This window comes from Bifidobacterium sp. SO1, from assembly GCF_018555335.1.
Classification (GTDB): domain Bacteria; phylum Actinomycetota; class Actinomycetes; order Actinomycetales; family Bifidobacteriaceae; genus Bifidobacterium; species Bifidobacterium simiiventris.
Genome location: NZ_JAFEJR010000024.1, coordinates 13,372 through 35,490 on the forward strand (window position 1 = coordinate 13,372; position 22,119 = coordinate 35,490).

At 59.3% G+C, this 22,119-nt stretch carries 46 protein-coding genes; 44 read left to right on the plus strand and 2 right to left on the minus strand.

Going from position 1 to position 22,119, the window contains the following annotated elements:
- Nucleotides 1-63: 63 nt before the first annotated feature.
- Entirely contained in the window at nt 64-291 is a 228-nt protein-coding gene (locus JS541_RS13360) for a hypothetical protein (RefSeq protein ID WP_214374991.1), read from the plus strand.
- Here JS541_RS13360 and JS541_RS13365 read toward each other — a convergent pair.
- Nucleotides 269-1,243, minus strand: a complete 975-nt coding sequence (locus tag JS541_RS13365) for a hypothetical protein (RefSeq protein ID WP_214374992.1) — start codon at nt 1,241-1,243, stop codon at nt 269-271. The two genes, JS541_RS13360 and JS541_RS13365, sit on opposite strands and share 23 nt — an antisense overlap.
- Before the next feature lie 286 nt (nt 1,244-1,529).
- Here JS541_RS13365 and JS541_RS13370 point away from each other — a divergent pair, with 286 nt between their 5' ends.
- From JS541_RS13370 to JS541_RS13425, 12 genes are all read left to right on the plus strand, one after another.
- On the plus strand, nt 1,530-1,793 hold the full coding sequence (locus JS541_RS13370; protein WP_214374993.1) for a hypothetical protein: 264 nt from the start codon (nt 1,530-1,532) through the stop codon (nt 1,791-1,793).
- 66 nt (nt 1,794-1,859) lie between these two features.
- Complete coding sequence (locus tag JS541_RS13375) at nt 1,860-2,132, plus strand: hypothetical protein (protein ID WP_214374994.1); 273 nt, start codon at nt 1,860-1,862, stop codon at nt 2,130-2,132.
- Nucleotides 2,132-2,404 carry a hypothetical protein gene (locus JS541_RS13380; RefSeq protein ID WP_214374995.1) on the plus strand — a complete coding sequence of 91 codons (273 nt, stop codon included), beginning with the start codon at nt 2,132-2,134 and terminating at the stop codon, nt 2,402-2,404. Before JS541_RS13375 ends, JS541_RS13380 begins: the two co-directional genes overlap by 1 nt.
- Before the next feature lie 18 nt (nt 2,405-2,422).
- The gene (locus JS541_RS13385) at nt 2,423-2,692 is read left to right on the plus strand and encodes a hypothetical protein (RefSeq protein WP_214374996.1); all 270 of its coding nucleotides are present in this window, start codon (nt 2,423-2,425) and stop codon (nt 2,690-2,692) included.
- Between the two features lie 82 nt (nt 2,693-2,774).
- Entirely contained in the window at nt 2,775-3,044 is a 270-nt protein-coding gene (locus JS541_RS13390; RefSeq protein WP_214374997.1) for a hypothetical protein, read from the plus strand.
- 5 nt (nt 3,045-3,049) lie between these two features.
- A complete protein-coding gene (locus tag JS541_RS13395) occupies nt 3,050-3,289 on the plus strand; it encodes a hypothetical protein (RefSeq protein WP_214374998.1) in 240 nt (79 codons plus the stop codon).
- Nucleotides 3,290-3,336: 47 nt separating this feature from the next.
- Entirely contained in the window at nt 3,337-3,936 is a 600-nt protein-coding gene (locus tag JS541_RS13400; protein ID WP_214374999.1) for an IS607 family transposase, read from the plus strand.
- Nucleotides 3,917-5,389, plus strand: a complete 1,473-nt coding sequence (locus JS541_RS13405) for an RNA-guided endonuclease TnpB family protein (protein ID WP_214375000.1) — start codon at nt 3,917-3,919, stop codon at nt 5,387-5,389. The genes JS541_RS13400 and JS541_RS13405 overlap by 20 nt, the downstream gene beginning before the upstream one ends.
- Before the next feature lie 376 nt (nt 5,390-5,765).
- Nucleotides 5,766-6,161: a hypothetical protein gene (locus tag JS541_RS13410; RefSeq protein WP_214375001.1), complete on the plus strand. Its 396-nt coding sequence runs from the start codon at nt 5,766-5,768 to the stop codon at nt 6,159-6,161.
- A gap of 70 nt (nt 6,162-6,231) precedes the next feature.
- The gene (locus JS541_RS13415; protein WP_214375002.1) at nt 6,232-6,501 is read left to right on the plus strand and encodes a hypothetical protein; all 270 of its coding nucleotides are present in this window, start codon (nt 6,232-6,234) and stop codon (nt 6,499-6,501) included.
- 198 nt (nt 6,502-6,699) lie between these two features.
- Nucleotides 6,700-6,873 (plus strand): hypothetical protein, encoded by a 174-nt coding sequence (locus JS541_RS13420; protein ID WP_214375003.1) that lies wholly within the window; start codon nt 6,700-6,702, stop codon nt 6,871-6,873.
- Nucleotides 6,874-6,948: 75 nt separating this feature from the next.
- Nucleotides 6,949-7,176: a hypothetical protein gene (locus JS541_RS13425; protein WP_214375004.1), complete on the plus strand. Its 228-nt coding sequence runs from the start codon at nt 6,949-6,951 to the stop codon at nt 7,174-7,176.
- On the opposite strand, the gene JS541_RS13430 is transcribed toward JS541_RS13425, so the two are convergent.
- On the minus strand, nt 7,173-7,535 hold the full coding sequence (locus JS541_RS13430; protein ID WP_214375005.1) for a hypothetical protein: 363 nt from the start codon (nt 7,533-7,535) through the stop codon (nt 7,173-7,175). The genes JS541_RS13425 and JS541_RS13430 overlap by 4 nt on opposite strands.
- 77 nt (nt 7,536-7,612) lie before the next feature.
- On the opposite strand from JS541_RS13430, the gene JS541_RS13435 reads away from it, so the two are divergent.
- From JS541_RS13435 to JS541_RS13585, 31 genes are all read left to right on the plus strand, one after another.
- Nucleotides 7,613-7,780 carry a hypothetical protein gene (locus tag JS541_RS13435; protein WP_214375006.1) on the plus strand — a complete coding sequence of 56 codons (168 nt, stop codon included), beginning with the start codon at nt 7,613-7,615 and terminating at the stop codon, nt 7,778-7,780.
- Nucleotides 7,753-8,142: a hypothetical protein gene (locus tag JS541_RS13440; RefSeq protein ID WP_214375007.1), complete on the plus strand. Its 390-nt coding sequence runs from the start codon at nt 7,753-7,755 to the stop codon at nt 8,140-8,142. Before JS541_RS13435 ends, JS541_RS13440 begins: the two co-directional genes overlap by 28 nt.
- A gap of 143 nt (nt 8,143-8,285) precedes the next feature.
- The gene (locus JS541_RS13445; protein ID WP_240539376.1) at nt 8,286-8,537 is read left to right on the plus strand and encodes a WhiB family transcriptional regulator; all 252 of its coding nucleotides are present in this window, start codon (nt 8,286-8,288) and stop codon (nt 8,535-8,537) included.
- Nucleotides 8,538-8,554: 17 nt separating this feature from the next.
- Entirely contained in the window at nt 8,555-9,400 is an 846-nt protein-coding gene (locus tag JS541_RS13450; protein ID WP_214375008.1) for a hypothetical protein, read from the plus strand.
- A 129-nt stretch (nt 9,401-9,529) separates the two neighbouring features.
- Nucleotides 9,530-10,264: a hypothetical protein gene (locus tag JS541_RS13455; RefSeq protein WP_214375009.1), complete on the plus strand. Its 735-nt coding sequence runs from the start codon at nt 9,530-9,532 to the stop codon at nt 10,262-10,264.
- A 22-nt stretch (nt 10,265-10,286) separates the two neighbouring features.
- On the plus strand, nt 10,287-10,838 hold the full coding sequence (locus JS541_RS13460; RefSeq protein WP_214375010.1) for a hypothetical protein: 552 nt from the start codon (nt 10,287-10,289) through the stop codon (nt 10,836-10,838).
- Complete coding sequence (locus tag JS541_RS13465) at nt 10,835-11,614, plus strand: nucleotidyltransferase domain-containing protein (RefSeq protein WP_214375011.1); 780 nt, start codon at nt 10,835-10,837, stop codon at nt 11,612-11,614. Before JS541_RS13460 ends, JS541_RS13465 begins: the two co-directional genes overlap by 4 nt.
- Entirely contained in the window at nt 11,611-12,354 is a 744-nt protein-coding gene (locus tag JS541_RS14940) for a hypothetical protein (RefSeq protein ID WP_240539377.1), read from the plus strand. The genes JS541_RS13465 and JS541_RS14940 overlap by 4 nt, the downstream gene beginning before the upstream one ends.
- Nucleotides 12,355-12,401: 47 nt before the next feature.
- Nucleotides 12,402-12,719: a hypothetical protein gene (locus JS541_RS13475; RefSeq protein WP_214375012.1), complete on the plus strand. Its 318-nt coding sequence runs from the start codon at nt 12,402-12,404 to the stop codon at nt 12,717-12,719.
- Nucleotides 12,716-12,988: a hypothetical protein gene (locus JS541_RS13480; protein WP_214375013.1), complete on the plus strand. Its 273-nt coding sequence runs from the start codon at nt 12,716-12,718 to the stop codon at nt 12,986-12,988. Before JS541_RS13475 ends, JS541_RS13480 begins: the two co-directional genes overlap by 4 nt.
- Complete coding sequence (locus JS541_RS13485) at nt 12,985-13,818, plus strand: hypothetical protein (protein WP_214375014.1); 834 nt, start codon at nt 12,985-12,987, stop codon at nt 13,816-13,818. The genes JS541_RS13480 and JS541_RS13485 overlap by 4 nt, the downstream gene beginning before the upstream one ends.
- On the plus strand, nt 13,815-14,066 hold the full coding sequence (locus JS541_RS13490; protein ID WP_214375015.1) for a hypothetical protein: 252 nt from the start codon (nt 13,815-13,817) through the stop codon (nt 14,064-14,066). The genes JS541_RS13485 and JS541_RS13490 overlap by 4 nt, the downstream gene beginning before the upstream one ends.
- Nucleotides 14,066-14,428 carry a hypothetical protein gene (locus tag JS541_RS13495; RefSeq protein WP_214375016.1) on the plus strand — a complete coding sequence of 121 codons (363 nt, stop codon included), beginning with the start codon at nt 14,066-14,068 and terminating at the stop codon, nt 14,426-14,428. Before JS541_RS13490 ends, JS541_RS13495 begins: the two co-directional genes overlap by 1 nt.
- A 121-nt stretch (nt 14,429-14,549) precedes the next feature.
- Nucleotides 14,550-14,945 carry a hypothetical protein gene (locus JS541_RS13500; protein ID WP_214375017.1) on the plus strand — a complete coding sequence of 132 codons (396 nt, stop codon included), beginning with the start codon at nt 14,550-14,552 and terminating at the stop codon, nt 14,943-14,945.
- A complete protein-coding gene (locus JS541_RS13505; protein WP_214375018.1) occupies nt 14,942-15,229 on the plus strand; it encodes a hypothetical protein in 288 nt (95 codons plus the stop codon). The genes JS541_RS13500 and JS541_RS13505 overlap by 4 nt, the downstream gene beginning before the upstream one ends.
- Complete coding sequence (locus tag JS541_RS13510; protein ID WP_214375019.1) at nt 15,226-15,699, plus strand: hypothetical protein; 474 nt, start codon at nt 15,226-15,228, stop codon at nt 15,697-15,699. Before JS541_RS13505 ends, JS541_RS13510 begins: the two co-directional genes overlap by 4 nt.
- Nucleotides 15,696-15,890 carry a hypothetical protein gene (locus JS541_RS13515; protein WP_214375020.1) on the plus strand — a complete coding sequence of 65 codons (195 nt, stop codon included), beginning with the start codon at nt 15,696-15,698 and terminating at the stop codon, nt 15,888-15,890. Before JS541_RS13510 ends, JS541_RS13515 begins: the two co-directional genes overlap by 4 nt.
- A complete protein-coding gene (locus JS541_RS13520; RefSeq protein ID WP_214375021.1) occupies nt 15,884-16,150 on the plus strand; it encodes a hypothetical protein in 267 nt (88 codons plus the stop codon). Before JS541_RS13515 ends, JS541_RS13520 begins: the two co-directional genes overlap by 7 nt.
- Nucleotides 16,134-16,778, plus strand: a complete 645-nt coding sequence (locus JS541_RS13525) for a hypothetical protein (RefSeq protein ID WP_214375022.1) — start codon at nt 16,134-16,136, stop codon at nt 16,776-16,778. Before JS541_RS13520 ends, JS541_RS13525 begins: the two co-directional genes overlap by 17 nt.
- On the plus strand, nt 16,775-17,401 hold the full coding sequence (locus JS541_RS13530; RefSeq protein WP_214375023.1) for a hypothetical protein: 627 nt from the start codon (nt 16,775-16,777) through the stop codon (nt 17,399-17,401). The genes JS541_RS13525 and JS541_RS13530 overlap by 4 nt, the downstream gene beginning before the upstream one ends.
- Nucleotides 17,398-17,844, plus strand: a complete 447-nt coding sequence (locus JS541_RS13535) for a hypothetical protein (protein WP_214375024.1) — start codon at nt 17,398-17,400, stop codon at nt 17,842-17,844. The genes JS541_RS13530 and JS541_RS13535 overlap by 4 nt, the downstream gene beginning before the upstream one ends.
- Complete coding sequence (locus tag JS541_RS13540) at nt 17,841-18,377, plus strand: hypothetical protein (RefSeq protein ID WP_214375025.1); 537 nt, start codon at nt 17,841-17,843, stop codon at nt 18,375-18,377. Before JS541_RS13535 ends, JS541_RS13540 begins: the two co-directional genes overlap by 4 nt.
- Nucleotides 18,364-18,660: a hypothetical protein gene (locus JS541_RS13545; protein ID WP_214375026.1), complete on the plus strand. Its 297-nt coding sequence runs from the start codon at nt 18,364-18,366 to the stop codon at nt 18,658-18,660. The genes JS541_RS13540 and JS541_RS13545 overlap by 14 nt, the downstream gene beginning before the upstream one ends.
- On the plus strand, nt 18,657-19,142 hold the full coding sequence (locus tag JS541_RS13550; protein WP_214375027.1) for a hypothetical protein: 486 nt from the start codon (nt 18,657-18,659) through the stop codon (nt 19,140-19,142). Before JS541_RS13545 ends, JS541_RS13550 begins: the two co-directional genes overlap by 4 nt.
- Complete coding sequence (locus JS541_RS13555) at nt 19,139-19,318, plus strand: hypothetical protein (protein ID WP_214375028.1); 180 nt, start codon at nt 19,139-19,141, stop codon at nt 19,316-19,318. The genes JS541_RS13550 and JS541_RS13555 overlap by 4 nt, the downstream gene beginning before the upstream one ends.
- Nucleotides 19,315-19,557: a hypothetical protein gene (locus JS541_RS13560; protein ID WP_214375029.1), complete on the plus strand. Its 243-nt coding sequence runs from the start codon at nt 19,315-19,317 to the stop codon at nt 19,555-19,557. The genes JS541_RS13555 and JS541_RS13560 overlap by 4 nt, the downstream gene beginning before the upstream one ends.
- Entirely contained in the window at nt 19,547-20,101 is a 555-nt protein-coding gene (locus JS541_RS13565) for a hypothetical protein (RefSeq protein WP_214375030.1), read from the plus strand. The genes JS541_RS13560 and JS541_RS13565 overlap by 11 nt, the downstream gene beginning before the upstream one ends.
- 98 nt (nt 20,102-20,199) lie before the next feature.
- Nucleotides 20,200-20,595 carry a hypothetical protein gene (locus tag JS541_RS13570; RefSeq protein ID WP_214375031.1) on the plus strand — a complete coding sequence of 132 codons (396 nt, stop codon included), beginning with the start codon at nt 20,200-20,202 and terminating at the stop codon, nt 20,593-20,595.
- A gap of 52 nt (nt 20,596-20,647) precedes the next feature.
- Nucleotides 20,648-20,932, plus strand: coding sequence for a hypothetical protein (locus JS541_RS13575; RefSeq protein ID WP_214375032.1), 285 nt, complete (start codon nt 20,648-20,650; stop codon nt 20,930-20,932).
- A complete protein-coding gene (locus JS541_RS13580; RefSeq protein WP_214375033.1) occupies nt 20,922-21,758 on the plus strand; it encodes a zeta toxin family protein in 837 nt (278 codons plus the stop codon). Before JS541_RS13575 ends, JS541_RS13580 begins: the two co-directional genes overlap by 11 nt.
- Before the next feature lie 54 nt (nt 21,759-21,812).
- Nucleotides 21,813-22,091, plus strand: a complete 279-nt coding sequence (locus JS541_RS13585) for a hypothetical protein (RefSeq protein ID WP_214375034.1) — start codon at nt 21,813-21,815, stop codon at nt 22,089-22,091.
- The last annotated feature ends 28 nt before the right edge of the window (nt 22,092-22,119 follow it).

The window sequence follows — 22,119 nt, forward strand, 5'->3', positions numbered from 1 at the left end:
GGTCGTATCGTCGCCGTCGCGTATCCGCTCTTGATTGCGGATTGCATGTGGTGGATATGCGCGATGACGGATTCATGGGATGTGTTCGGCGCGTTCCTGTTCGCAATGCTATTGTATCTGGCGAATCCGATCGCCATGCTGTTCTGGATGGGCTGCGAAGGGTTTCGTTACAGACCGCTTCCGGATGACGGTCCGATCATACGATACGTTCACACGACGATTCCACTGCTCCCCGCCTGGATGGGGGCGATCGTGATGACGATCCTGTTCAGCTTCTGGCTATCCAGATAGTCGAAGCGATGCCCGCCAGAAGACAAAGGATCAGGAGAAGAAGATCATTCGAATACCGGATCCATTCCGGTAGTATCATCCACATTCGGAATATGGGTTGGATTCCGCGAATGGTCGGCTTGATTTCGATAAGAGCCTGATAGGCGGCCAGTATCGAAGCCCATGCAAGAATGATCTGGGTTCGCTGATCATCCCTGAATCTTCGTTCCTCCCGGATCATCCGACAGTAATCCACGGCTTCGTCAAGCTCCCTAATCGAGTCATCCCATTCGGTTTTCGTGATGCCGCAGGCCCCGCATTCGAAGACGTCATACGGGTGGAGCATTCGGGGATGCAGACGACGATACTGATTCGCGGCATGCCCCCACTTTTTCGGATTCGAGGGATTGTCCAGTATTCGGGTTGTGGTTCCAAGCATTCTTTCCCTGACGAATGACAGGAGTCTGGCCGGCGAGAACAGGATGATCGTCCGGGTCGTCCATTTCAGATCGAGTATTTCCACATTCGCTATGAAATCCGATTGTCCCGTCTTGTTCGGCTGTTTTGAGAAGAGAATGGGTTCGTGCTCCTGTCGTTCGGACAGATCCCATGCGAGTGCGGCCCGATCCATGTCGCTTTCCTTCGGCATCATCGGAATCTGGTTGCCTTGGATCGTCAGCCATGAGTAATGTTTTTCATCCGTGTCGTCCGGTACGGAATCATGCAGGATTCCGTAAGTGAGATCCGGCATGTCTTTCGGACGTTTTTCGGGTTCGATCAAGGAGATGAGTCCGTCCAGATAATAGGCGCATTCGTCGTGGGTTCCACGGTACATGACTCCAGGAAGAACATCGTCATCCATCCGGATCATGCGAAGATTCCTGCATCGATGATCGAATTCATCGAATGGAATGTCGTTCTTTTTGTCGAATAGGAAGACATGCCATGTTCGGCTTTCTTTTTCCATGTTCATGGAACAGTATCCGTATTCGTTGCCGAATCCTGTCCGGATTCCATTATGCGAATGCGCGGGGAGCCGATTCCCGATGCCATTGTGCCGCGGATTCTGTGAATACGGATAATGGAGGGAACATTCTCTCCCCCCCGAACGCCTTTCCGGAGTCCATGCATCCGATTAGGTTCGGAAACGTCATCCGCCAATGGGGATTTCGGATGACGTTTCCGTTTTTCGACAGATCGACAAAGATTCATTCGTTCACGATTCTGTCTTCTCATGTTCTTTTTCGAAAGGTATTGTCATGTCTTCGATCATCGTCGATGAAAGCAGCCCGTTCAGCCTGTCCGAACATGTCGCGGATTGTCCGTCAGGCATGGATGCGAGCATCGTCAGGCTTTCTCAATCATTGGGGTTCGATGCGACGATCCGTATGCCGTCCGCATATGCGACGGGCGATCCGGATGCGGTCATCTCCTGCAATACCGCAATCCTGCACCGGTCGTTCAAGGATCTGCAGTCCGCTCAGGACTGGATCGTCTCATGGATGGATCGCATGCACCGATAATGGGGTGTGGCGCGGACGCATGAGCGGAATGCAAAACGAAGGTTCAATTCCATGGAAGGAAGCATCATGGCATTCGACATCCGCACCGTCCATAAGGCGTTCGAGGCGACAGGCTTCGACTGGAACTGGCTTGGCGGCGACCTCTCCTACCGGGTCACCACCGGCACGCGCATCATCGACTTCGACTTCGTGCGCCCCGCCTGCCGGTGGCATTGCGTCACCTTGGATCGTTCGCTTGACGGCGAACGGTATGGGGAGGCGCGACTGGAATACGTGGATGACATGACCGTCGCGGATCTGACGGACATGATCCGTCGCATCGTCAAGGAGGGGGAGTGATGAAGCGTTTTTCGGATTTGAATCATGGGCGCATTCTGGCCGTCCTTAATTCCCGTTTCCGTTTCGATGCAATGGATGACGGCGTGACGGTCTCCCGTTTCGACGTTCTGTGGGATGGGAGGATCGCCTATCACGGGAGCCGTACTCTGCCGATCCTCGTATCGGAGGAGGATGGCGGCGAGTACGTCGAATGGGAGGAGGACTGGATGCCGTTCAGGCTTCCCGCGAGCGGATTCAGCGAGCCGGTCGATCCCCTCCTTTACCGGATCTGACGATTCGGAGGCGGGACTGTGGGAGCACACGGCTTCTGGCCTGGTTATGTCTGCGGTCTGGTCACACCGTTTCTTCTGCTGACGGTCTGGCTGCTGTTGGATTATTTCACACCATTGTTCTCCCGGCATTGCTCGCTGGAATGCGGCTACTGCGATAGGACGCTGCTGCCGGAACGGGAGGGACATGACTACTACGGGCTCCATGTGCTGCTGCGATGGTGGGTGCATGAGCTGACGCCCGCCCATCGGCGAAACAGGAAGCAAGCCAAGAAGCGGACTGTCGAATAGTCCGAAGGCGGTCGGACCTTCACACACCGCTTCTTCGGGATAAAGCGCAAGGCATCAAACGTCAACGGACAAGGACTAGACAATGGCAAGACTCAAATGTCTGGTGACCGGCATCGCCCGTGGCGGCAGGATCGCGCGCGGCATCGTTCTGGTAGAGGCGACCGACTGGGACCCGTTCTTCAATCAGCAAAGACCATGCTGGCGGGTGTCCTTCCGCCGGCCGCCCTATGAGTCGCACTCGTATCCGCGCCATAACTGTTCGGCGGAACTGGCGGCGAGCATGTTCGTACAGGAATACATCGGCCTGCATCCGATACTCGGGTCGGCCGTCATCGGAGAGGAGGAATGGTGATGGCCGTGGATGATCTGAATCAGTGGATCAACCGTCGCATCAAACGGCTGAATCGGCGTATCGAAGGCGATCGGACTGAGATCGAATTATGCGATCTTCATCTCGAACAGTTGTCCGATCTGCTGTCGGATGCCGTCGCATCCAAGAATTACGACGAAGAAACATCTGATATGGTCGACGAGTTCTCCGGATATCTGAACGACCGGCTGACGGCGAGCGCGGACGTAGAGAAGTCTTGTGATTAGTAGCTAAATTACTAGTTTTTTCTAGTTGTTTATGATATACTGGGATCATGAAGCTTTCCGAGTATGCGCGTGTTCACGGTATCCAGTACCGTGCAGCGTGGGAGCGTTTCCGTTTGGGGCGTATTCCCGGCGCGTACAAGGATGAGGTCGGTACGATCATCGTGCCCGACGAGACGACCGCGTTCTCGTTGAACGATGCGGCCGTGTACGCCCGCGTGTCCGATCCGACGAAACGCACCACGCAACTGCCCGCGCAGCGCAAGCGCGTGGAGGATTGGGCCGTGGCGAACGGGTATCGGGTGGTCGAATCCGTCGCCGAAGTCGGTTCCGGAGTGAACGACAAGCGCCGCAAGCTCGCCTCGTTGTTGAAACGGAACACGTGGGGCGTGCTGATCGTGGAACATAAGGATCGGCTCACCCGGTTCGGGTTCGAATGGTTCCGCCTGTTCATCGAAGCGCAAGGCCGGAGGATCATCGTGATCAACGAGGCTGCGGATGACCGGACGGATCTGATTCAGGATCTCGTGTCGATCATCTACTCGTTCAGCGCCCGCCTGTACGGTCAGCGCCGGTCAAAAAAAGCCGTGAAGATGGTGGACATCCTCACCCAAGCCGAAAGCGGGGTGGATGATGCCGTCGAAGCCTGACAAGGTGTACAGCGCGTACAAGGTCGGCTTCCCCGTTAACACGGGCAAGACCGTGGAGTTGAAACGCATGCTCCCTGTATGGCGACAAGGATTGCGACGTACCCTTTCCGTGTTAGAGCGGACGATCCTCACCGGCGGGAAGAAGCCTCGTTGGGTCGACGCGAAGACATGGGACGGCGGACTGTCGCAACGCCAATGGGATTCCGTGACCCGTCAGGCAAAGGCCATGCTTGACTCATGGCTCGAACTACGTGAGATCGATTTCCGTCATGTCGTGTCCGGTTCCACGATCGACGACAAGCTGAAACGTGAACTGTACCGGATCAACCTGCGTCACGCATGGTGGGAGCCGGGCGATGATCCCGCACACAAAATGGCGCGGCGCATCATCAAGCATCTGCGCAAACGCATCCCGTTCCCGAACCCGATGCGCTGCCGGACCATGAGCATGGACGGCAAGATCGCGCAGATCCAACCGTCCATGAAGGGCAGCAGCTTCTACTATTGGGTGCGCATATCCACGTTGACCAAAAACCAGACCCTGTATGCGCCGTTGGTCGTGCACTCCGACCTCGAACCACACCTGCACCCCGACGATCCAGAGACATTGGCGAACCATCTACAGGTACGCGTCAACGAGGACGGAACCGTCACCTCCCGCGTCATGACCACCCAAGACACCATCAAACCCCGTGACAAGGGCGAGACGATCGGCTTGGACTGGGGGTTGAACAGCCTTTTCGCCACCAGCGACGGACGCCTCTACGGGTTGAAACTGTACGCTTGGCTCAAACAACGCGACGAAGAGCTGACCATCCTCACCAAGGAACTCGCCCGCTCCAACATCCCGTACAAGCAGTCCAAGCGATACCGGAACCTGAACCGTCGCATCCGCGAATACGTGAAGAACGAAACCAACCGCGTTCTGAACATCATCGCCGATGACACGCTCCGGGAACTTGTCATCGAGGACTTGGACTTCCGCCACGGCGGACTGTCCAAACGTATGAACCGGATCATCAGCCGGGCCGGACGTGCCACGGTCCGTTACAAGCTGCAACGGCTCAACCAGACCCACGGCATCATCATCACCCAAGTCAACCCCGCATACACTTCACAGGAATGCGGATCATGCGGTTGGACCAGCGAAAAGAACCGTCCAACCCAATCCCAATTCCACTGCGAATGCTGCGGACGCAAACTCAACGCCGATATCGCCGCCGCCAGAAACATCCGAGCGAGACGTTCCCGCCCGGACGGCTGGCAGTGGATCGGCCGACCAACCATCCTGAACCACCTCCTCGAAGAGCATGTTCAGCGATGCCCGGACAGCAAACACTGTCCGTCACGCCGTAAGGAGTACGGCTCCCCAACGTCAGCCAAGCATCCCGTGAGGAACGGGAGAACGGTTGAAACGAGGGTCAAGAACAAGACTAGCGGAATAAAACACTAGACAAGTTCATACTCTTACAAGCTGCTTGCCCGTGTCGAATCTGATTCGGCGCAGGTTGCGGATCAGAATCGTGATGTGAACGGCATGTGCCAGTACGGGGTGAATCGTATCCTTTTCGGCGAAACATACCCCGACTTGTGCAGTCAACCCACCGTGTATGGCACCCGCTGGTGTGCGACACATGAGGACAGGTGGTGCGATCGGTGCGGGTGTCATCTGACCGGTGATGGGCATGACTGCGAGGAGGGTTGATCGTGGCATTACCCGATAAGACGACGGATCGGCTGCTGCTCGACCGGTTCGCGTACGCGGCGGGCAGTTTCATGGACGAGACCGGTGAGCGACGGTGAGCGGCGTTCGTAGGTTTTCTCGGATCATGATTCCGGCAATGCTGTTGAGCATGATCGGCGTCTGCTTCACCTATGGGTGGATCGTGGATCGATTCGGCAGCATTCCGGTCGGTCAGGCAGGACAATTGATCGTCGCACTGGAAGAACGGCCAGAGCAGACGCGGTATTGGCTGCGACAATGTTGGGAGCATGATTTCACGCAGGTGCCGATCGTGGAACGGTATGGCCGGCTTGTCAACGGCCGTTTCACGGGCGACGGCTTCCCCGTCGAAGAGTCGGAACGTAGCGGCGTGAACGCGGCATGGAATCCGATCCGGTTCCGTTGGGAAGCCGTCACGAACGAGAATACGGCGACTATCCGGCTGGTTGCCGACTGTGCGACCTTGGGCGACGTTCAACCGCCCGCGATCCGGGAGCCTTGACGGCATTTCCGCCCACGACCCGTCGACGCATGCATGGCATTGAATATGGGCATGACGAAAGGAGATCTCATTGGGCGGAACACGTTTCACCGCGTCGGAAACCGGTTTGACGGGCGAGGATGACATGACAGGGAGAGGGACGTCTCGCGGGATGGTCGCCGAACCCTGTTCGCGGGGCGTGCATGTGATCGGGGAGCATGCGCGCGCATGGCATGAGAACGGCATGTGGCATATCCGCGCTCTGTTGGACGGTCTGGAGGTGGAGCATGTGGAACTGTGGGATGTGGAGGCGCGCGAGCTTGCCCATCTCATCCTCAAGGACATGGGGGAGTCGGAATGATCACCCTTCAGCATCTGTCCTGGCCTCTGATGATCCTCGCATACGCTTCCGCGCTCCTGTCCATACTGGGATTCGGCGCGTTCATGGCCTTGATCGTGGATGACGGGCATCCCTTTCCGGTCAGGATCCTGCCGCTGCTGATCCCCCTGTTTCTGGGTCTCGCATGGCCGATCGGCTACTGGGAGGGAACCCCCCACGGTGGGGCGAACGGTGGAGACCGCGTATTCGATCGACGGTCTGGCCTGTACGGGCGGAGTGGAACGATCCCAAATGCTTCCCGAGCCGGGACGATACGAATGCTCCTATGAAAAGGACGGGAGCCGGGTGAGGGGACTGCTGACGATCCGCGATGATCAGGCGATCCTGCGATGATTCCCGCCGTTCCCCGCAGAGGGCGACGCATAGCATACCCGACAGGCTGAACGGACGTGCGGAAAGGCTGAAGGCATGCAGGATATGGGGGAGCGTCGCTCCTACACCCGCGGCGAAATGAAGACGATCCTAATGGAATGGTTCCGCATCTCGGATCATCCGATGGATGTGAGCGTCATGGCCGACTGGCTGTACGATCGGGGAGCGGAGGCCCCGGCCGCATGCCGACGCTGCGGCCGGATTCCGATCGTGGCGCACGGACTGTGCATGCCGTGCGTGGAGCTTATGCAGCACAACGACTAGCGGCGCATCCGATCCGCGGCCATATGGATGAACGCGACGGGATCCTCGTCATCGTACATGAATGCGATCTCCCTGCCCGTCGCATGGTATTCGCCCCCCTGCCATTCGCATGAGATCGGATCATCCCCCGCGGGGGCGAGCATGCGGGCCGCGGCGAAGCCGCCGATGTCGTCATGGGAGACGATGAAGACGATCAGCATCCCCGCATGGGCCAGTCCGCCCGGCGATACCGCCGGAGCGGCGTCTTCGCCGAACGTTTTCACTGGGATGGAGAATCGTTCGGCGGGAACGAACTCCGTATCCTCATGTGATTGGGCGTATTCGCGGATCTGCTCCGCAAGCCTTGTGATGTCGTCCATGATTCCTCTCCCTGTCTTCCGTCCGCCGGGTTTTCGACGATCCGGCGCATGCGTCCGCGCGACGCATAGGATCACGCATGATCGAAAGCGTGATGAACGAAAGCGAATGGGCGGATGCGAAGCGCCGCATCGAGGAGAACCGGCGTCTGCTCGCCGATCTCGGACGGGTGACGCATGCGAGCGGGGAGACCATGAAACCCGTCCGATTGGAGGACACTTGGCTAACCCGTCAAACGACCCGGTAAGGGACAAATACTGTCACGCCGTCTCCTGGGATTACACTACCCGCACCCCCGAAGTGGAGCGGCTCCGTCGCATGCTCGCGGACGAATACGATCACGGCGGGCGCTCGAATCGTACGGAGCTGCGCATCCCCGCGGATCCGAGACATCCGGAACGGTTCACGATGCTGCTCCGCGACATCGCCCGACGGACGCTCGACGGCATGGAGAAGGCCCATCTGACCGCCAGCGCGGACGGCCTGTACAGGATCATGTTCCCGTTTCCCGACCGTCCCTGCCTGGGCGACGCGATTCTTCTCGAAGCGGTCATCGGCGCGCTCGGCACGAATGATCCCGGCGGGGAGCCGGTTGAGAACGCCCGTTGAATGCCCGTGCGGGAGCAGACCGGCACTGGTCATGATCCCCGGATGCGGATGGCGGGTCGAATGCGCGCACTGTCCGCGACGCACGGGATTCGAGAAGACGTCGGGAAACGCGATGGATGAGTGGGAGCGGATGATCGGAGCCGATGATGCAGGGTAGGGACTGGCATGAAAAGGCGAAATGCCTGAACGCGGATCCCGACATGTTCTACCCCATGCCGAACGACTGGAAGACCATCGTGGAGGCGAAGCTGATATGCGCATCCTGCCCGGTGTCCGCCGAATGTCTCGAACAGGCATTGGACGGCGGGGAGCAGTACGGGATCTGGGGAGGATTGGATCCGGAGGAGCGGCGGACCCTGCTTCGTCGCAAACGGCAGAGGATGCGCATGGAGTAGGGGTGGAGGAGAATCCGATGAGCGAAACCGATCGCATCGCACGACTGGAAAGCGTTCTCACCGGTTTGAACGCCTGGAACACCGGCCGGCAGTGGGAGGAAACCCATCGTGACCTCATCTACCGTCATCGGGACGGAACGCCACGAACCCCCTATTGGAATATGGAGGGGTTGACGGAACGACAGTCGCTGATCCGTTTCTCCGACACGCTGACCGGCTGCCATCGCAGTCTCATGGCCCACATCCGCGATTACGATCCGCTGCACCGTGACGACTGGCGGGCGGATACGATGATCGGCCTCATGCGCGACACGGATCCCATGATCCTCCGCCTCTACCCGGATGATCCGCAGGGATTCCGCGACCTGTGGACCCTGTTGGCGGACTCCTCTGACGGCGTGTACAACATTCTGCACGAACCGGAGTCAAGCCTTCTGAATGATCGCGACTCGTTCGCCTGCCACTGGTGGGTGAACCATGTGACGGCGCGCATGCGCGAGTTCCTGCAACGGTCGGATATGATGCTCCGAAGACTGTCCCGCGGCGCGTATTCGCTGGATGACGACTGTTGTGACATCATGCCGGTCGTAAGCGTTCGACGGTATGAGGATGGGATACTGGTTGACCGGCAGATGGATGTTCCGAATCATGCGATCATCCGCGTCGAACCGGATTCGCTGGATTGGCGTCACCGGCCGAACGTCGGCGTGTATGGAACCATCGGCATGGCGTTCCCGTATCGGGCGAACGACGGGCATCAGTGGGAGACTCAGCGCCGGTGCCGTTCCCCGCGGAGGTTCGCCGGTATGATCCTGCGCTCTTTAAGAATGGCGGATGAGCTTTTGAGGTCGGATCGGCTATAACCCGATTGCCGGGGCATTCCGGCATGGCATCCTCCCCATGCCGGAATGCCCCGATCCGGACGCATGCCCTCCATATGGGAGTCCTCCCCGTATGGAGGGCGTTTTCATATAGGTGAGGAGGCTTGGATCATGGAGCTGGGCAATCTGCTGTTCGGCCATAGTCGCGGCGCATATGAGGTGGATCGTTCGGGTGAGCCGTGCGATCTGCTGGAATGGCTGATGACAGGTTTGGGTCTCGGCGGGGATGGTCGATTGGATGAGGATGTTCGCCGTCGCATGGGGCGGATTGGATTCGAACCGGATTGGCTGGTTGAGACCGATCGCGGTCTTGACGTTCACGATCCCCGATCCGGTGTGCTTCTGCTGCGTACGCGCGCCTACTGGTGGGGGGATGGGGATGATCCGGAATCGGCGCTGCCGAATCTGGAGATTCCCGCATTGGGATTCTCGCTGGACTGGTACAAGTACATGTTCCGCGACTCGTATTCGAATCTGCCGTTGACATTGGGGCTGGTGAACCGCATGTACGGGCTGCTGATGCCCGTGCTCGCCGAAATGATCCCGTTCGCACCGTATCCGGTGAAGGCCGACTGCGAGTGGACGGCCGGGAACCGGATGATGCGGGTGGGGGACGAATTGCAGCCGATCCTGCTGGACTGCCGCGCGGTTTCCCCGAACGTGCGCCCGGAGTATGATCACGGGTTCATCCGCGACAATGCGGGGGATGGAAGGCATCCGTTCTTCGCCCGCATGATGAACCGGAATGAACGGTTCATCTTCGAGGAGTTCTTCGACTCGCTGGATGAGGCGAAGTCCTGGTGCGAACGTCGCATGATCGAATGGAGGGATCCCGATGCCGACTGATATAAGAAACCTTGGGTTGCGAATGCGGCAGGACGATTTGGATCATCTTCTCCTGTCCGCGACCGGGTATGCGATAGGCCGGGGCACGTATGCGACCGATGGGGTGTTGGATGTGCTGGAGCGCAATCTGAACCGCCTGTCCGTGGAGGCTGCCGCACGTCTGCGTTCGTTCATTCTTTCCCGTGATCGCATGGCATCCGGCTCGAGATGGCTTACGGTGGCGGAGCGTCTGATCGGATTCCGTCACGAGGATGATCCGATTCTGTATGCGAATGGGGTGGATCGGCGGATCGTGTTCTTCAGCGCGTTCCGGTACGACATCATGTCGGATGATCCGCGAATGCCGAAGCTGTGGGAGCGTTGGGCTACGGATTACCCGCAGGTGATCTACGGTCGTGATCATTGGAATCTGCTGAGCGCCCGCGATCTTGTATGGGACAATCTGATTCCCCTGAACGAGCCGTTGAAGACCGTTCAGGATATCGGCGGGCGCGCGGAGCCGGAGGATGACCGGTGGGTGCCGTTGTTCCGCATGCTGCGGGATGGTCGGCCGGAGAGCGGAGCGGAATCATGAGCATTGACATCGAATCATATCGCCGCCAGTTGGAACCGTTCGCCGACTTGGACGTAGTGTCCGCATGGGTGGCCGGCAGCCACATGCATGGTCTGGCCGACGACCGGTCGGATGTGGATGTGAAGCTGATCGTCGCCCCGGACGCGTCGGATATTCTTCTCCAGAAGTCGGATTGGGTGCGATCGTTCCATTCGCCGGATGTGACGGTGATGACGCCGATCCCGTTCATGGGCCAGTTGCTTAAAGGGTCGCCGAACACGGTGGAGGCGTTGACGGCCGATCCGATGCTGGTGCTGGTCGATCATGGTCTGCTGACGGCTTTTCGTCCGATTGCGTCGAGGCTGGTCACTGGTGCGACGGTGGACATGGCATTGGGGAATGCGCGAGCCAACATGCACATGCTCGACAGGCGAACCGACTTGGATGATCGGAGGCGTCGCAAGCTCGTCGCGGAGACGATGCGGCTCCTCCAAAACGTCGAACAGACGTGCATGACCGGTGGGGCGTGGCCGGCCATGATCCCCGCGAATCTGCGTATGCTGCGCGGCATCCGGGATGGGGGCATCACCGTCCCCGGACTGGGGCGGGAATACGAAAGGGTCGCCGCATTGTCCGCCGCCCGCTGGCCGGCGCCGTTGAACGGGGAGACGCGGGAGACGGTGGAATCCGTATTCGTTGATTTGATACGCCGCATCGTCGAAGGATGTCAGGAGAGCACGCCGATCGATGAGCTGGTCGGACTGTTGGACGAATGGATGGGAAGGAGCCGGATATGAGCGAAACCTTGGGTTATCCGCGTGACGGCGGACTGTGGGCGGATCGGGACAACGTGCTCTGGGTCGCCGCGAAGACGAGTGACGGCGCGTACGTGCTCCGCCTGTGGGATACGGATGGTATGACCGACCAGCCCATGTTGTTTGAGGAGGCTGATCTGGACGGATATATGCCGTTCACGCCCGTCACGAAGTTGAGCGCGACCGGCGATTATGTGGATACGCCGTACGACGGGCACGGACTGTACCGTGATCGGGTCTGCAATGACCTGTGGGTCAAGGACGGGAACGTTCTTCGACAGATTCGCCGCGCCGACCGTTGGCTGGTCGACGGGACGGAGACGCCGGCGGTTGATTCTCCGTATGGTCCGTGGATGCCAGTCTCATGGTCTGTCGTCCGTGACGTGGAGGAGACGCCGTGGAAGCCCACGAAAATCGACCCTCATGCGATTGTGTGCTCGGGGCGCGTAGTCACGTTCCCGCCCGTCGAATCGTTCGGACGGCTGGAGCGCGACAAGTGGCTTGCCGTGAAGAATCTCGAGGAGTCGGCCGAACTGGTGGAGGCGTCGAAACGCTGGCTGAAATCCGGTTCCGCCGCTGATCGGATCGACATGCTGTCCGAACTGGCCGACGTGATCCAGACGGTAGCGAACCTGACGGTCGCATTCGACATCACCGACCGGGAACTCTCCGAAGCGCTGGACGCATGCAGGGAGCGCAACAGAAAAAAGGGACGGCTCTGACAATCGCTTCATCGAACGGGTCGTCTCACATGGTCGGGAGGCTTCGGGTGAACGAATACATGCGGACGCTGACGCGCAAGACGATCAGACTGTCCGGCACGGACCCGTATGCGGCGGAGGACGCGTACTATTATCTGATCCGCGCATGCGACGAGAACGAGCACAGGGCATGCCGGCTGCTCATCGAAGCCGTTCTCAGCAAAATGGGCGAACACTGGCCCGACCGGGCAATTGACCGTCTGGAGGAGTTCGCCTACCGGTGCTGCGCGGACAAGGGCATCGAACCCGTCGAAACGATCATGGATACCGTCACCTTCGCCGTCGACATGCACGACTGGAAGCGGATCGCGGAGGATGAGTCATGAGCGCGAAGCGGATGCGACTGGTCGTCTATTGCACGCTGCTGACATTGCTGGTCGTCGCCGGATGCGGCTCGTCGGTTGATATTCCCGGATTGGATACGGGTTCCACATCATCCGTGACCGATCTGAGCGACGGACATTCCCACGGAAGTTTTCGATTCAGGAAGTTCATGACGCCCGATGGTGAAATCCACTGCATCAACTATTCGGCGGGATATAAGGGCGGCCTGTCCTGCTGGCCCGCCAACCAGTCCAAGGACACGGAACAATGAAGTCCAAGGTCACCGCCGTGGACATCGAGGCCGCGCTCGCCGACCGGTATCGGCGGACCGGGAGCGGGTTCCTCCCGCAGATCGAAGTCGATGATCCGCATGGTCTGCTGCGTCTGGATGGGGTCGGCTTGGAATGGTCGTACAAACGCATGTGGCTGAGCGGCTTCGAAATCAAGATCAGCCGCAGCGATTTCCTCCGTGACGCGAAGTATGCGCTGTACCGCAACTACGTTGATGACATGACCCTGGTGTGTCCGGCTCGCATGATCGACCGGGATGAGCTACCCGACGGGATCGGACTGCTATGGTACGACCCGGAGGCGAAACCGGGCCGGCCACGCCTACGATATCGGCGCAAACCGGAACCATCCCACGGTGACACCCGACAGGTCGAACAGCAGATTCTTCGCCGTCTGACCCGACTGGACGCGCCCGCCGGGCGATACGGGCATTACGAATCGGCACGCCAATACGTCGAGGAGAAGACCGCACTGAAAGGCATCGGCGAAGCATTGGGTTCGAAGATGGCCCGGCGCATCACCGAACTGGAACGGTTGCAGGAACCCTCACACCGACAGGCGATGGAGGAGCGGGCCGCCGCCTATGACAGGCTCGTCAGTATTCTGAACGGCCACGGATTCGACCAGATCACACGGTCAAGCCGAGGCACGCAGCTCGATCACGGGCTTGCATGTCTCGACAAGGCGTTGTCGGCGAACGCGCCGGTGGAGACGATCGACCGGGAGACCCGGTATGCGATCAACACGCTGAAATACCTGCGCGAACTGGTCGGATTGGACAGGGATCAGAACGGGAGGGAGACGGCATGATCGGGATGGATGAAGGACGGGGCGTGAACCGTCTGACCTTCAGAAAAGGCGCGGAGTCCGGCATGGATCATGTGGAGCGGGCGGAAGGCATGCCGGTCGGCGTGACCGTTGATATTCGGCGGGTTCATGAGCTGCTGCCGTATACGGCGACTGTGAGCGTGCGGCGTGATTTCGACGACCTGTCGGATGCCCGCATGTGGGCGGAACGGATGGTTGATCTGCTGTGGTTGGCGGAAGCGGAGGAATGATGACCGAACGGACCGGGGATCGGATCGCCGAATGGCTGACTGTCTTGGATGATGCGTTGCAACGGTTTGATCCGTGTCTGCAGGAGATGGATTTTCCCGATAACCGGATCATGCCGCATCAGACGGATGAGGATGGCATGCCGGTGGAACGGTTCGACGATCTGACGGCCCGGCTTCATGTGTCGGATGACGGCGTGATTGAGGCGGACTATCGCGGCGAACGGTATGCGGTTCCGGATCGTCTCGCTGAAGCATGGGTGAACCGGATCAAAGGCATGAGGCTGCGTGACCGGCTGATCAAAGCCGCTGCAAACGTGGCGGAACGGTATCCGAACGCGATGCGACTGCTGGAGGAATCATAGTCGGATCGGACAAACGGGGCATACCGGGGGTGGAATGGCGGTCGCGTTCACATGTCAATCCGGACGCATCTAGAGTCGACCTTGAAAACGTCAATGATCGGATAAAACGCAGGAGGGAATCATGACAGGACTGGAAGCCATGTGGCGGACCGGAGTCAGGTCGTTGGATGGTTCATCGCTGGTCGAACCCGGTTCCGACGGCAATTCGCTTGTTGTTCCTTTGAATGTGCTGGCACGGTATGCGCATGGGATTGAGGACGGGTTGGAACCGGAAGATTACTACTACAGATCGGATGGCAACAGCTGGCACGAGAACGACGCACGGCCCGTGATCCCGGTGGAAACACTCGCGGAGAGACTGAACCGGAGCATCAATAACATCTATTTGTCCGCACGCCGCGACATTGACGCCGTTCAAGCCGATCAGGCCAATGTATTGGACACGCTCCTGCACATCACCCGGCTCGACCCGAAACTGACCATCACGTTCGTCGCCAAGGAAAGGACACTGGAATGACCGACATTCACCGTGAACGCGCGACCGTCAGAAAAGCGGACCTGCAACTGGATTTCGAGAAGCGCACGCCGCTCATCGTCCTGGCGTTCGACACGGAGGAAACCGTTGAGATGACGGATGGCATCAGTCCGAATCGTCTATCGGAGCTGATGATGGCGTTCGGATTGCATGAATGCACGTATCTGTCCGCGTTGGATAATCGTCCGGTCGAAATCGAAATGGATTGGGACATGGAGCGGATGATCGCTTTCACCCCGGAGAACGGAAGAAGGTTTTGCTTATGATGGTCGACTATTCGCAATGGTTGTACAAGGCGGGGCAGCATTCGGAAATCCTGACGGAAAACGGTACCTTGGGCTTCACCGTGCTGGTTCTCGGCAGTGGGGTCGCGATAGCGATCATTCTCGCCCAATGCGTTTTCGTTACTGATGCGAACCGTAAGGGATTCGACCGTTCGCTTATCGTCTGTCTTCTTGCTTGTATTCTCGGCTCCACTCTGGCATTGACGGGAATCCGGACGAACCCCGCATATGATCCGGACACTCCCACGTTCGTGGAGCAGACGGAGCAAACGTTCGGCATCACCCAACTGCAATGCGATGGAACCTGCTATGAGGATGAGCTTCCCGAGAATGGGACGACCGTCACCTATCTGAAAGGAGACCATCTCACGCACGGCACGCTCATCATCACCGGCAGCAAGGTCGGACTCGCCGGACCGGACGGAACACTGTTGAAGGCGGATGAATCATGAGGAACGGGCAGACGGCATTAACCGCTCGGCTCACCGAACTGGATGCGAGCATCGTCAGAACACTGCGCATACTGGATCGGATAGAGCTTATCCCCGGAGCCAAGGATACGCCCGAGTACGACGAGATTCTGAACCATATCGAGGAAGCCCAGAGCATATTGTCCGAATGGGGAGAGGAGACGGGATGGTAAGCCTGTTCAAGTCGAAACCGCAGCCGATCCCCGGATTGCGTTCGTACCCGTTCTGCGGGAGCCGTCTGCTCGGCCGGTCGAAGCCCACTCCGACACCGGGCACGTGGGTGTTCTCATGCGAGAACGAAGACTGCGTGCTGTATCGCACGCGCAACCAGATCCGCATATACCAGTACGAGCGGTCGGAGGAGGATGCCGTCGCCGTCATCAACGGCGAGCGCAAGCTGACGGGGGAGGTCGACGGTGACGATCGATCTTGACGGAGTGCCGGAGGCGGACCCGCAGTCGGAGATGCTGCGTGAACTGGATCGGCTGATGCGCGAACGGTACCGGTTGGATGCCGGGAGACGTGCGAAACTGGTGCCCGTGCTGCGCGAGTATGCGCGACTGTCGCGTGACCTGCATCGCAGATTGGCTGAGATCCGTTCCAATGAGATCGATCGTTTCGACCGGACGGTCGAGAAGATCGGCGACGAGACGGGCATCGTATCCGAACTGCCGGTGGAACCGGATCGGACGATCGGCCGCGACTGGGAGCTGATGGACGAAATCGACTCCCTGGAGCTGACGTTGATCGGCCGGGCGGAGGACTGCGAACTATTGGCGGCGAGCATCAGCGAACGGCAGGACACCCCGTTGGAGCCGGGGGAGAAGCTGGCGTTGCATCGACGGCTCCTATACGAGCGGCTGGCCGAAGCGAACCGGAAACGCGCGGAATTGCGCGACGAGTATGCGAAACGCCGCTGCGACCTTCTTCACGCCGGCTACGACCTCGACCTGAACCTCAAAGCGCTTACGACGCTCAAGGAAATCGCGGAAGACTACCGGGATGCACGACGGAAGAAAGAACGATTGGAACGCGAACTCAAGAACACGGAGGAATCATGACCGACAAGACAGATAAAGGCATTCGCATTCCGGTCACCATCACGCGGAGAACGTTCATCGTCTGTCTCGCGATCGCCTGTCTCGGCGTGTTCGTCATGCGTACGAAACCGGTGATCGCACCGTTGGCCGCCTATACGCCGATCATCGGATGGATCATAGTCGTACTCGGATGTTTGGGAGTGGCGGTAAGCGGCACCCTCATGACCGTCGCCATCCTCAACGACGATCCGGTCGACGACAAGCCGGACGGCAAACCGGGGGGGGGAATCCTCGGCACGGCACGGGAAATCAAAAGAGACAAGGAGGAAACCATCATGGAATCGAAGCGGAGCATCATCCTCACCCGCCCACAGGCCGACCGACTGCTCGACCCGGCGGATCGTGAGCGCCTGTTCGCCGAATGCGCGGAGGCGACCGGATTGGAGAACGCGATCGTCAGACGGCAGACATTGCAGAACGCGCTCGACCTGCTCAAACAGTCACGGCAACGATTCGCCTCCTGCTGGGACTGCCCGCAACATAAGGAGACGCTGGAGGCATACGACCGGCTCATCACCCGACTGAATGACGCCTGCGATCAGGCGGCCCGCACGGTCGACACGATGATGGGATACCCGGCATGACCCGCACCACCCGACGCATCCGCATCATTTGCCTGACCGTACTGGCGCTCGCAGTCATTCTGCCCATCCTGCTCCACTCTCACGATTCGATCAGACTCTGGGTGGACAACTATCGGCATGAACTACCCATGATCCTGTTCTTCTCGATCACCGGCGGACTGTTGCTGATCCTGTTCGTCCATGCGGTCCTGTGGCTGATCGACATTCTCGAAAACGACACGACCGGAATCGGAATGATGCTACGCACGATAGGCATTCTCCTGTTCGACGCACTATGCCTCATCTGGTTCCACGCCTCGATGACCGTCGACTGGATTCACATCCCATTCTCATGGATACCACTAAGCATCATCCCGATACTGGAATCCGGCCTGTTCATCCTCAGACTCGCCCACACGACCAACCGACAGTCACAGCACCGGCAAGCAAAGAGGACATCATGACCCGCACCATCCGACGCATCCGATTAGCCTGTCTGACCGTACTGGCGCTCGCCGTCATACTGCCGGTTCTGTTTTATTTCCGCAAACCTATCGGCCTGTGGCTGACAGAGTATGGGCATGGACTGCCGTTGCTCCTGCTGTGTTCGATCACCGGCGGCCTGTTACTGTTTCTTCTCGTGTTCGCTTTTCTGTGGCTGATCAACATTGTGGAGGATGATACGACCGGCGTGGAGCTGATTCTCCACACGCTTGGTATTCTCACGGTCGGCGGATTGTGCGTCGGCTGGTGGCGGCTGGCCGGCATGGTCGACTGGATTGGCACGCCGTGGTCGTGGGTGTTCCTGACCGTTCTTCCGGTCGCCGAATGCGTGCTGCTCGCACGATGGTCCGACGGCATGCCCGGCGTACGACATGAAACGGAGGATGATCGGCTTCCGTGGCGGGATCGTCTCGCCGATCAGATCATCCAGTTCGCCAAGGATCATATCGCCGGAGAACAGGACGAATCAGAGGAGACGGATGATGGACGCTGACGGCGAGCACATGATCGAAGCCCTTCGGGACAGCGTGACCGCGTTGAAGCGGCTGGCCGTCACGATACTGTTGGGCGGCGGTCTGATTCTCTTCCTGTTTCTCTGTCCCGTATCGTGGTGGATGTGGCTGTTGCGCGGCATGGCGATCGGGCTGACCGTCCGCCCGCTGATCGACATCACGTTGGATTACATGCGGGCGGGGCGGGCGATCGGACGATTGCTGGCGTCGCGGGGCGGCGCGGACGCATTCGCCCAAGTGTTCGCGAAAGGAGACGAGTCATGAACTCTGAAGAGCGTTTTTGGCACGAGTATCTGGACCGGTTCCATTACACGGATCGGACGGACGACGGGTACGGTCCCGATTCGCCGCGCGTCGGCGACAAGGGTTCCGCCGTCACCTACTCGGTCACGGAATCGATGAAGAACATTCCGTTCACCATCGAAATCGAGCCGACGACCGGATTGCCCGCTTTGCATGCGAATACGGGTGAGTGGATGGGTCTGTTCGACTTCGCCGTCAGCCCATGGCGGGAACTGTATCTGCACGAACGCGCCCACGGCACGGCCGTCATCCACGGCAATGGCGTGGACGAATGCGCGGACCTCACGCCGCCATACGAGGGCGTCGAAACCGTCATGTGGAAGCACGGTCGCCTGTACACGGCTGACGGCGGACAGCCGGTCGGCGGGGATGATGCGATTGATCTGATGGATGCGCTCATCCGACTCGGCTACGAGACGATCGAGAGGAAGAATAGAGTATGAGCGGATCGTCCGACCGTTACGTGTTCGATACGGCAATCCATGCGGCATTGGATGCGTTGACTCTCACGTTGGAAACGACCGACCCGTTGTCCCGCGCCGATCTGCTGCTTGCGGCTCAGTCGCAGGTCGGTGCGGCGTTGAAGCAGCTGCTTGTAGAGGAAGGGAACCGGCAATGACCGACATGAATCGTCTGATGATCGCCCGGACGAAACTGGACGACGCGCTGCAGCTTCTGCAACTCGCCTACGGCATGACGGCCGACGCGCACGATCGTCTGCGCGAGCCGGAATCGAACCCGTCTGCCGATGATGCCCTGTTTTTGGAGATCGCGAAAACGGAAGGTCATCTGGCTGAACTGATCCGCACCTACGCGGACGAACTGGACATGCAGATCGGAGAAGAAAATGATCGATGATAATCAGGCGAAAATGTTCTTCCGTGACGGCGTGGGCGAACGCTATTCGCTTGTCGCCGACCCGACGCTGGAGGATGCGGACAGGCTGTGGAATGAATGGCTGGACGCGCATGACCGGCGGGTCGAACGCGCGCTGGCGGATCGTCGGCTCCCGGATACGCCGGGCCTATGGGCCGACCGTCACGACCGATGGTGGCTGGTCTGGCATCGGGAATGCGACGGCATGTTCGCCCGCCCGCTGGCTGACCGGGATGCCGAAACGGTCAAGGTGCGCGGCTGGAAGCCCGATGGGCTGACACCGTTCAAGCCGTTGACGATCCTGTCATCCGACATCTGGACGGATGACATGTACCGTCCCGGTCTGTTCCGAGACCGGGATGGGAGCATCTGGTGGCAGATCCAACGCGATGACGGCGTGTATGAGGCGCGAATGATCGCCTTCAAATACGGCTGGCAGTGGGGCGACCTGGATGATCCCTCCGGCTGCGGACCGTTCACGCTCATGACCGCCATGGACATGGACTGGACAAGACCGAACCAGTAAGGAAAAGACGGCATCCCCGATTCGACCGGGGATGCCGTTCCTTCTTTGCGGACGCATGAGCCGTCCGACGATTCGTCTAATGGACGGGAAGGATGATCATGCTGGGAAACACGGTACGCGAAGGCATCACGGACGGCATCATCTGGCGGATCGCCGCCCATGACCGGTTCTTCGCATGGAACGGCTACGTCAACCTCCCCGACAATCATCCGTGGCGACAGTTGGAGGACTGGCGGATACCGTCTGACGTGCACGGCGGCATCACCTACGGGCCGGACGAGGACGGGTGGATCGGCTTCGACATGCTACACGCCACGGACAGCGTGATCTCGCTGGACGGATACGACATGGACGACGATCTCAGACTGTTCTGCATCGAACACGGACTGCCCGAACCGGATATCAGGGAACGCACGTTCGACGACGCGTACCGGGAGACGATGAGGCTCGCGCATGAGGCATCCGAGGCGATGCGGCCGGCCAGTCGCGCCTGACCGGAATGGCGGTAATCGGATATGTCGGCGGAAATACCCGAAGGAGACGATCATGGACAGGCAGGAGCGGCACGCATTTCTTGAAACGCTCAGCGACTTCGCGTTGTATGAGACGTTTTACGAGACGGGCACCATTTACGGCGGAACCCTTGTGGCCTTGGAGGACAAGGCGGAAGAGGAACACGACACGGATCGATTCCATACGTGGAGAGGCGAGGAGATTCGTCTCCAGCATGATCGCAACAATGTTGCCGCCCATGATCGCGACAGCCAGATCCGATTCATCGAACAATGGAACGATCGCCGGGAGGAACTGGAGGCGATCCTTGAACATTGACGATCCGCGGTACGCCCGCCGTCGCTGGCTGGACAGGATCATGCCGGTCGTATTCGATTCCGTTCAGTCAGACAGTCATCCGGTCACGGTTTTTCTCGGAGGACAGCCGGCGGCTGGAAAGACCGGCGGACAGGATCTGGCCAAGGGACTCTACCCGGACATCATCCCCATCGTCGGAGACGACTGCAGAAGATATCATCCCCAATATCGCGGACTGTTGAAGGATTCGCCTCTGCGCATGCCTGAAGTCACCGCGAGGCTTGCCGGCATCTGGACGGGCATGTGCGTGGATCATGCCGACGCGTACGGGTATTCAATCATCATCGAAGGCACGTGGCGCAACCCAAACACGGTATTGGATGAGGCGAAACGCTGTAAGGAACTGGGGCGTTCTACGCATGCGATCATCGTGGCGACCCCGCCGCTGGTGAGCCGGGCGGGCATGATCGACCGGTATTGTTCCACCCTGTTGTCCGGCCGTGGGGCGCGGTGGACTCCGCCTGATGCGCATGATCGCACGGTCGAGGCGTTGCGGTCGAACGTGCCTCTGATCGCCGATAGCCAGCTGATCGACCGGTTCACCGTCACCGACCGTACGGGTGCGATTCTTGCGGACAGCGAGCGGTCGGATGATGTCGTCCGCGCATGGCTGCGACGATTCGACGCGCCGTTGACCGTGAACGAGGAACGAATCATATTGCGGGCGACGGAACTTGCAGAACAATGCCGAACGGTGATGGCATCGGATGATTACGAACGTCTGGCGTCCGAGACGGATATGGTTCGCCGCCGCATGTTCCCCGGAATCAGATCGGCTCGCATATGAATGATCACAGGACGCATGACAGATAAGCAACGGCGATAAGGGAGGATACCGGCAATGACGAACGATTTCGACAAGGCACTAAAACAGGCGATGCTCCAATATGTGATCGACAACCGGTATGACTGGGGCGACGACGAGCCGGATGAGGACCCGCCGGTCGAAGTGCTCGAATGGGAGGAACAGCCATTCGTGGAGGCGACCTGCGACACGTGCGGACCGGAATGGCCGCGAGTCTACATCACGTATCGTACGAAGAGCGGTGTGACGGATACGCATGTGGTCGAAGAGGATTTCGGCGAATTCATCCGCGAACTCACCCGATCGGAGGAGTAGCCGATGCCGAAACGCTACATTCCGCCAT

Coding starts and splice junctions, on each gene's coding strand:
- JS541_RS13585 (WP_214375034.1), top strand. CDS start 21,813: ATGACGAACGATTTCGACAAGGCACTAAAACAGGCGATGCTCCAATAT.
- JS541_RS13565 (WP_214375030.1), top strand. CDS start 19,547: ATGATCGATGATAATCAGGCGAAAATGTTCTTCCGTGACGGCGTGGGC.
- JS541_RS13435 (WP_214375006.1), top strand. CDS start 7,613: ATGATCGAAAGCGTGATGAACGAAAGCGAATGGGCGGATGCGAAGCGC.
- JS541_RS13455 (WP_214375009.1), top strand. CDS start 9,530: ATGGAGCTGGGCAATCTGCTGTTCGGCCATAGTCGCGGCGCATATGAG.
- JS541_RS14940 (WP_240539377.1), top strand. CDS start 11,611: ATGAGCGAAACCTTGGGTTATCCGCGTGACGGCGGACTGTGGGCGGAT.
- JS541_RS13430 (WP_214375005.1), bottom strand. CDS start 7,535: ATGGACGACATCACAAGGCTTGCGGAGCAGATCCGCGAATACGCCCAA.
- JS541_RS13495 (WP_214375016.1), top strand. CDS start 14,066: ATGACCGAACGGACCGGGGATCGGATCGCCGAATGGCTGACTGTCTTG.
- JS541_RS13460 (WP_214375010.1), top strand. CDS start 10,287: ATGCGGCAGGACGATTTGGATCATCTTCTCCTGTCCGCGACCGGGTAT.
- JS541_RS13530 (WP_214375023.1), top strand. CDS start 16,775: ATGACCGACAAGACAGATAAAGGCATTCGCATTCCGGTCACCATCACG.
- JS541_RS13445 (WP_240539376.1), top strand. CDS start 8,286: ATGATGCAGGGTAGGGACTGGCATGAAAAGGCGAAATGCCTGAACGCG.
- JS541_RS13545 (WP_214375026.1), top strand. CDS start 18,364: ATGATGGACGCTGACGGCGAGCACATGATCGAAGCCCTTCGGGACAGC.
- JS541_RS13510 (WP_214375019.1), top strand. CDS start 15,226: ATGATGGTCGACTATTCGCAATGGTTGTACAAGGCGGGGCAGCATTCG.
- JS541_RS13390 (WP_214374997.1), top strand. CDS start 2,775: ATGGCAAGACTCAAATGTCTGGTGACCGGCATCGCCCGTGGCGGCAGG.
- JS541_RS13555 (WP_214375028.1), top strand. CDS start 19,139: ATGAGCGGATCGTCCGACCGTTACGTGTTCGATACGGCAATCCATGCG.
- JS541_RS13505 (WP_214375018.1), top strand. CDS start 14,942: ATGACCGACATTCACCGTGAACGCGCGACCGTCAGAAAAGCGGACCTG.
- JS541_RS13550 (WP_214375027.1), top strand. CDS start 18,657: ATGAACTCTGAAGAGCGTTTTTGGCACGAGTATCTGGACCGGTTCCAT.
- JS541_RS13575 (WP_214375032.1), top strand. CDS start 20,648: ATGGACAGGCAGGAGCGGCACGCATTTCTTGAAACGCTCAGCGACTTC.
- JS541_RS13540 (WP_214375025.1), top strand. CDS start 17,841: ATGACCCGCACCATCCGACGCATCCGATTAGCCTGTCTGACCGTACTG.
- JS541_RS13560 (WP_214375029.1), top strand. CDS start 19,315: ATGACCGACATGAATCGTCTGATGATCGCCCGGACGAAACTGGACGAC.
- JS541_RS13490 (WP_214375015.1), top strand. CDS start 13,815: ATGATCGGGATGGATGAAGGACGGGGCGTGAACCGTCTGACCTTCAGA.
- JS541_RS13370 (WP_214374993.1), top strand. CDS start 1,530: ATGTCTTCGATCATCGTCGATGAAAGCAGCCCGTTCAGCCTGTCCGAA.
- JS541_RS13380 (WP_214374995.1), top strand. CDS start 2,132: ATGAAGCGTTTTTCGGATTTGAATCATGGGCGCATTCTGGCCGTCCTT.
- JS541_RS13480 (WP_214375013.1), top strand. CDS start 12,716: ATGAGCGCGAAGCGGATGCGACTGGTCGTCTATTGCACGCTGCTGACA.
- JS541_RS13400 (WP_214374999.1), top strand. CDS start 3,337: ATGAAGCTTTCCGAGTATGCGCGTGTTCACGGTATCCAGTACCGTGCA.
- JS541_RS13405 (WP_214375000.1), top strand. CDS start 3,917: ATGATGCCGTCGAAGCCTGACAAGGTGTACAGCGCGTACAAGGTCGGC.
- JS541_RS13515 (WP_214375020.1), top strand. CDS start 15,696: ATGAGGAACGGGCAGACGGCATTAACCGCTCGGCTCACCGAACTGGAT.
- JS541_RS13450 (WP_214375008.1), top strand. CDS start 8,555: ATGAGCGAAACCGATCGCATCGCACGACTGGAAAGCGTTCTCACCGGT.
- JS541_RS13520 (WP_214375021.1), top strand. CDS start 15,884: ATGGTAAGCCTGTTCAAGTCGAAACCGCAGCCGATCCCCGGATTGCGT.
- JS541_RS13360 (WP_214374991.1), top strand. CDS start 64: ATGACGGATTCATGGGATGTGTTCGGCGCGTTCCTGTTCGCAATGCTA.
- JS541_RS13485 (WP_214375014.1), top strand. CDS start 12,985: ATGAAGTCCAAGGTCACCGCCGTGGACATCGAGGCCGCGCTCGCCGAC.
- JS541_RS13425 (WP_214375004.1), top strand. CDS start 6,949: ATGCAGGATATGGGGGAGCGTCGCTCCTACACCCGCGGCGAAATGAAG.
- JS541_RS13535 (WP_214375024.1), top strand. CDS start 17,398: ATGACCCGCACCACCCGACGCATCCGCATCATTTGCCTGACCGTACTG.
- JS541_RS13365 (WP_214374992.1), bottom strand. CDS start 1,243: ATGAACATGGAAAAAGAAAGCCGAACATGGCATGTCTTCCTATTCGAC.
- JS541_RS13375 (WP_214374994.1), top strand. CDS start 1,860: ATGGCATTCGACATCCGCACCGTCCATAAGGCGTTCGAGGCGACAGGC.
- JS541_RS13410 (WP_214375001.1), top strand. CDS start 5,766: ATGATTCCGGCAATGCTGTTGAGCATGATCGGCGTCTGCTTCACCTAT.
- JS541_RS13500 (WP_214375017.1), top strand. CDS start 14,550: ATGACAGGACTGGAAGCCATGTGGCGGACCGGAGTCAGGTCGTTGGAT.
- JS541_RS13570 (WP_214375031.1), top strand. CDS start 20,200: ATGCTGGGAAACACGGTACGCGAAGGCATCACGGACGGCATCATCTGG.
- JS541_RS13465 (WP_214375011.1), top strand. CDS start 10,835: ATGAGCATTGACATCGAATCATATCGCCGCCAGTTGGAACCGTTCGCC.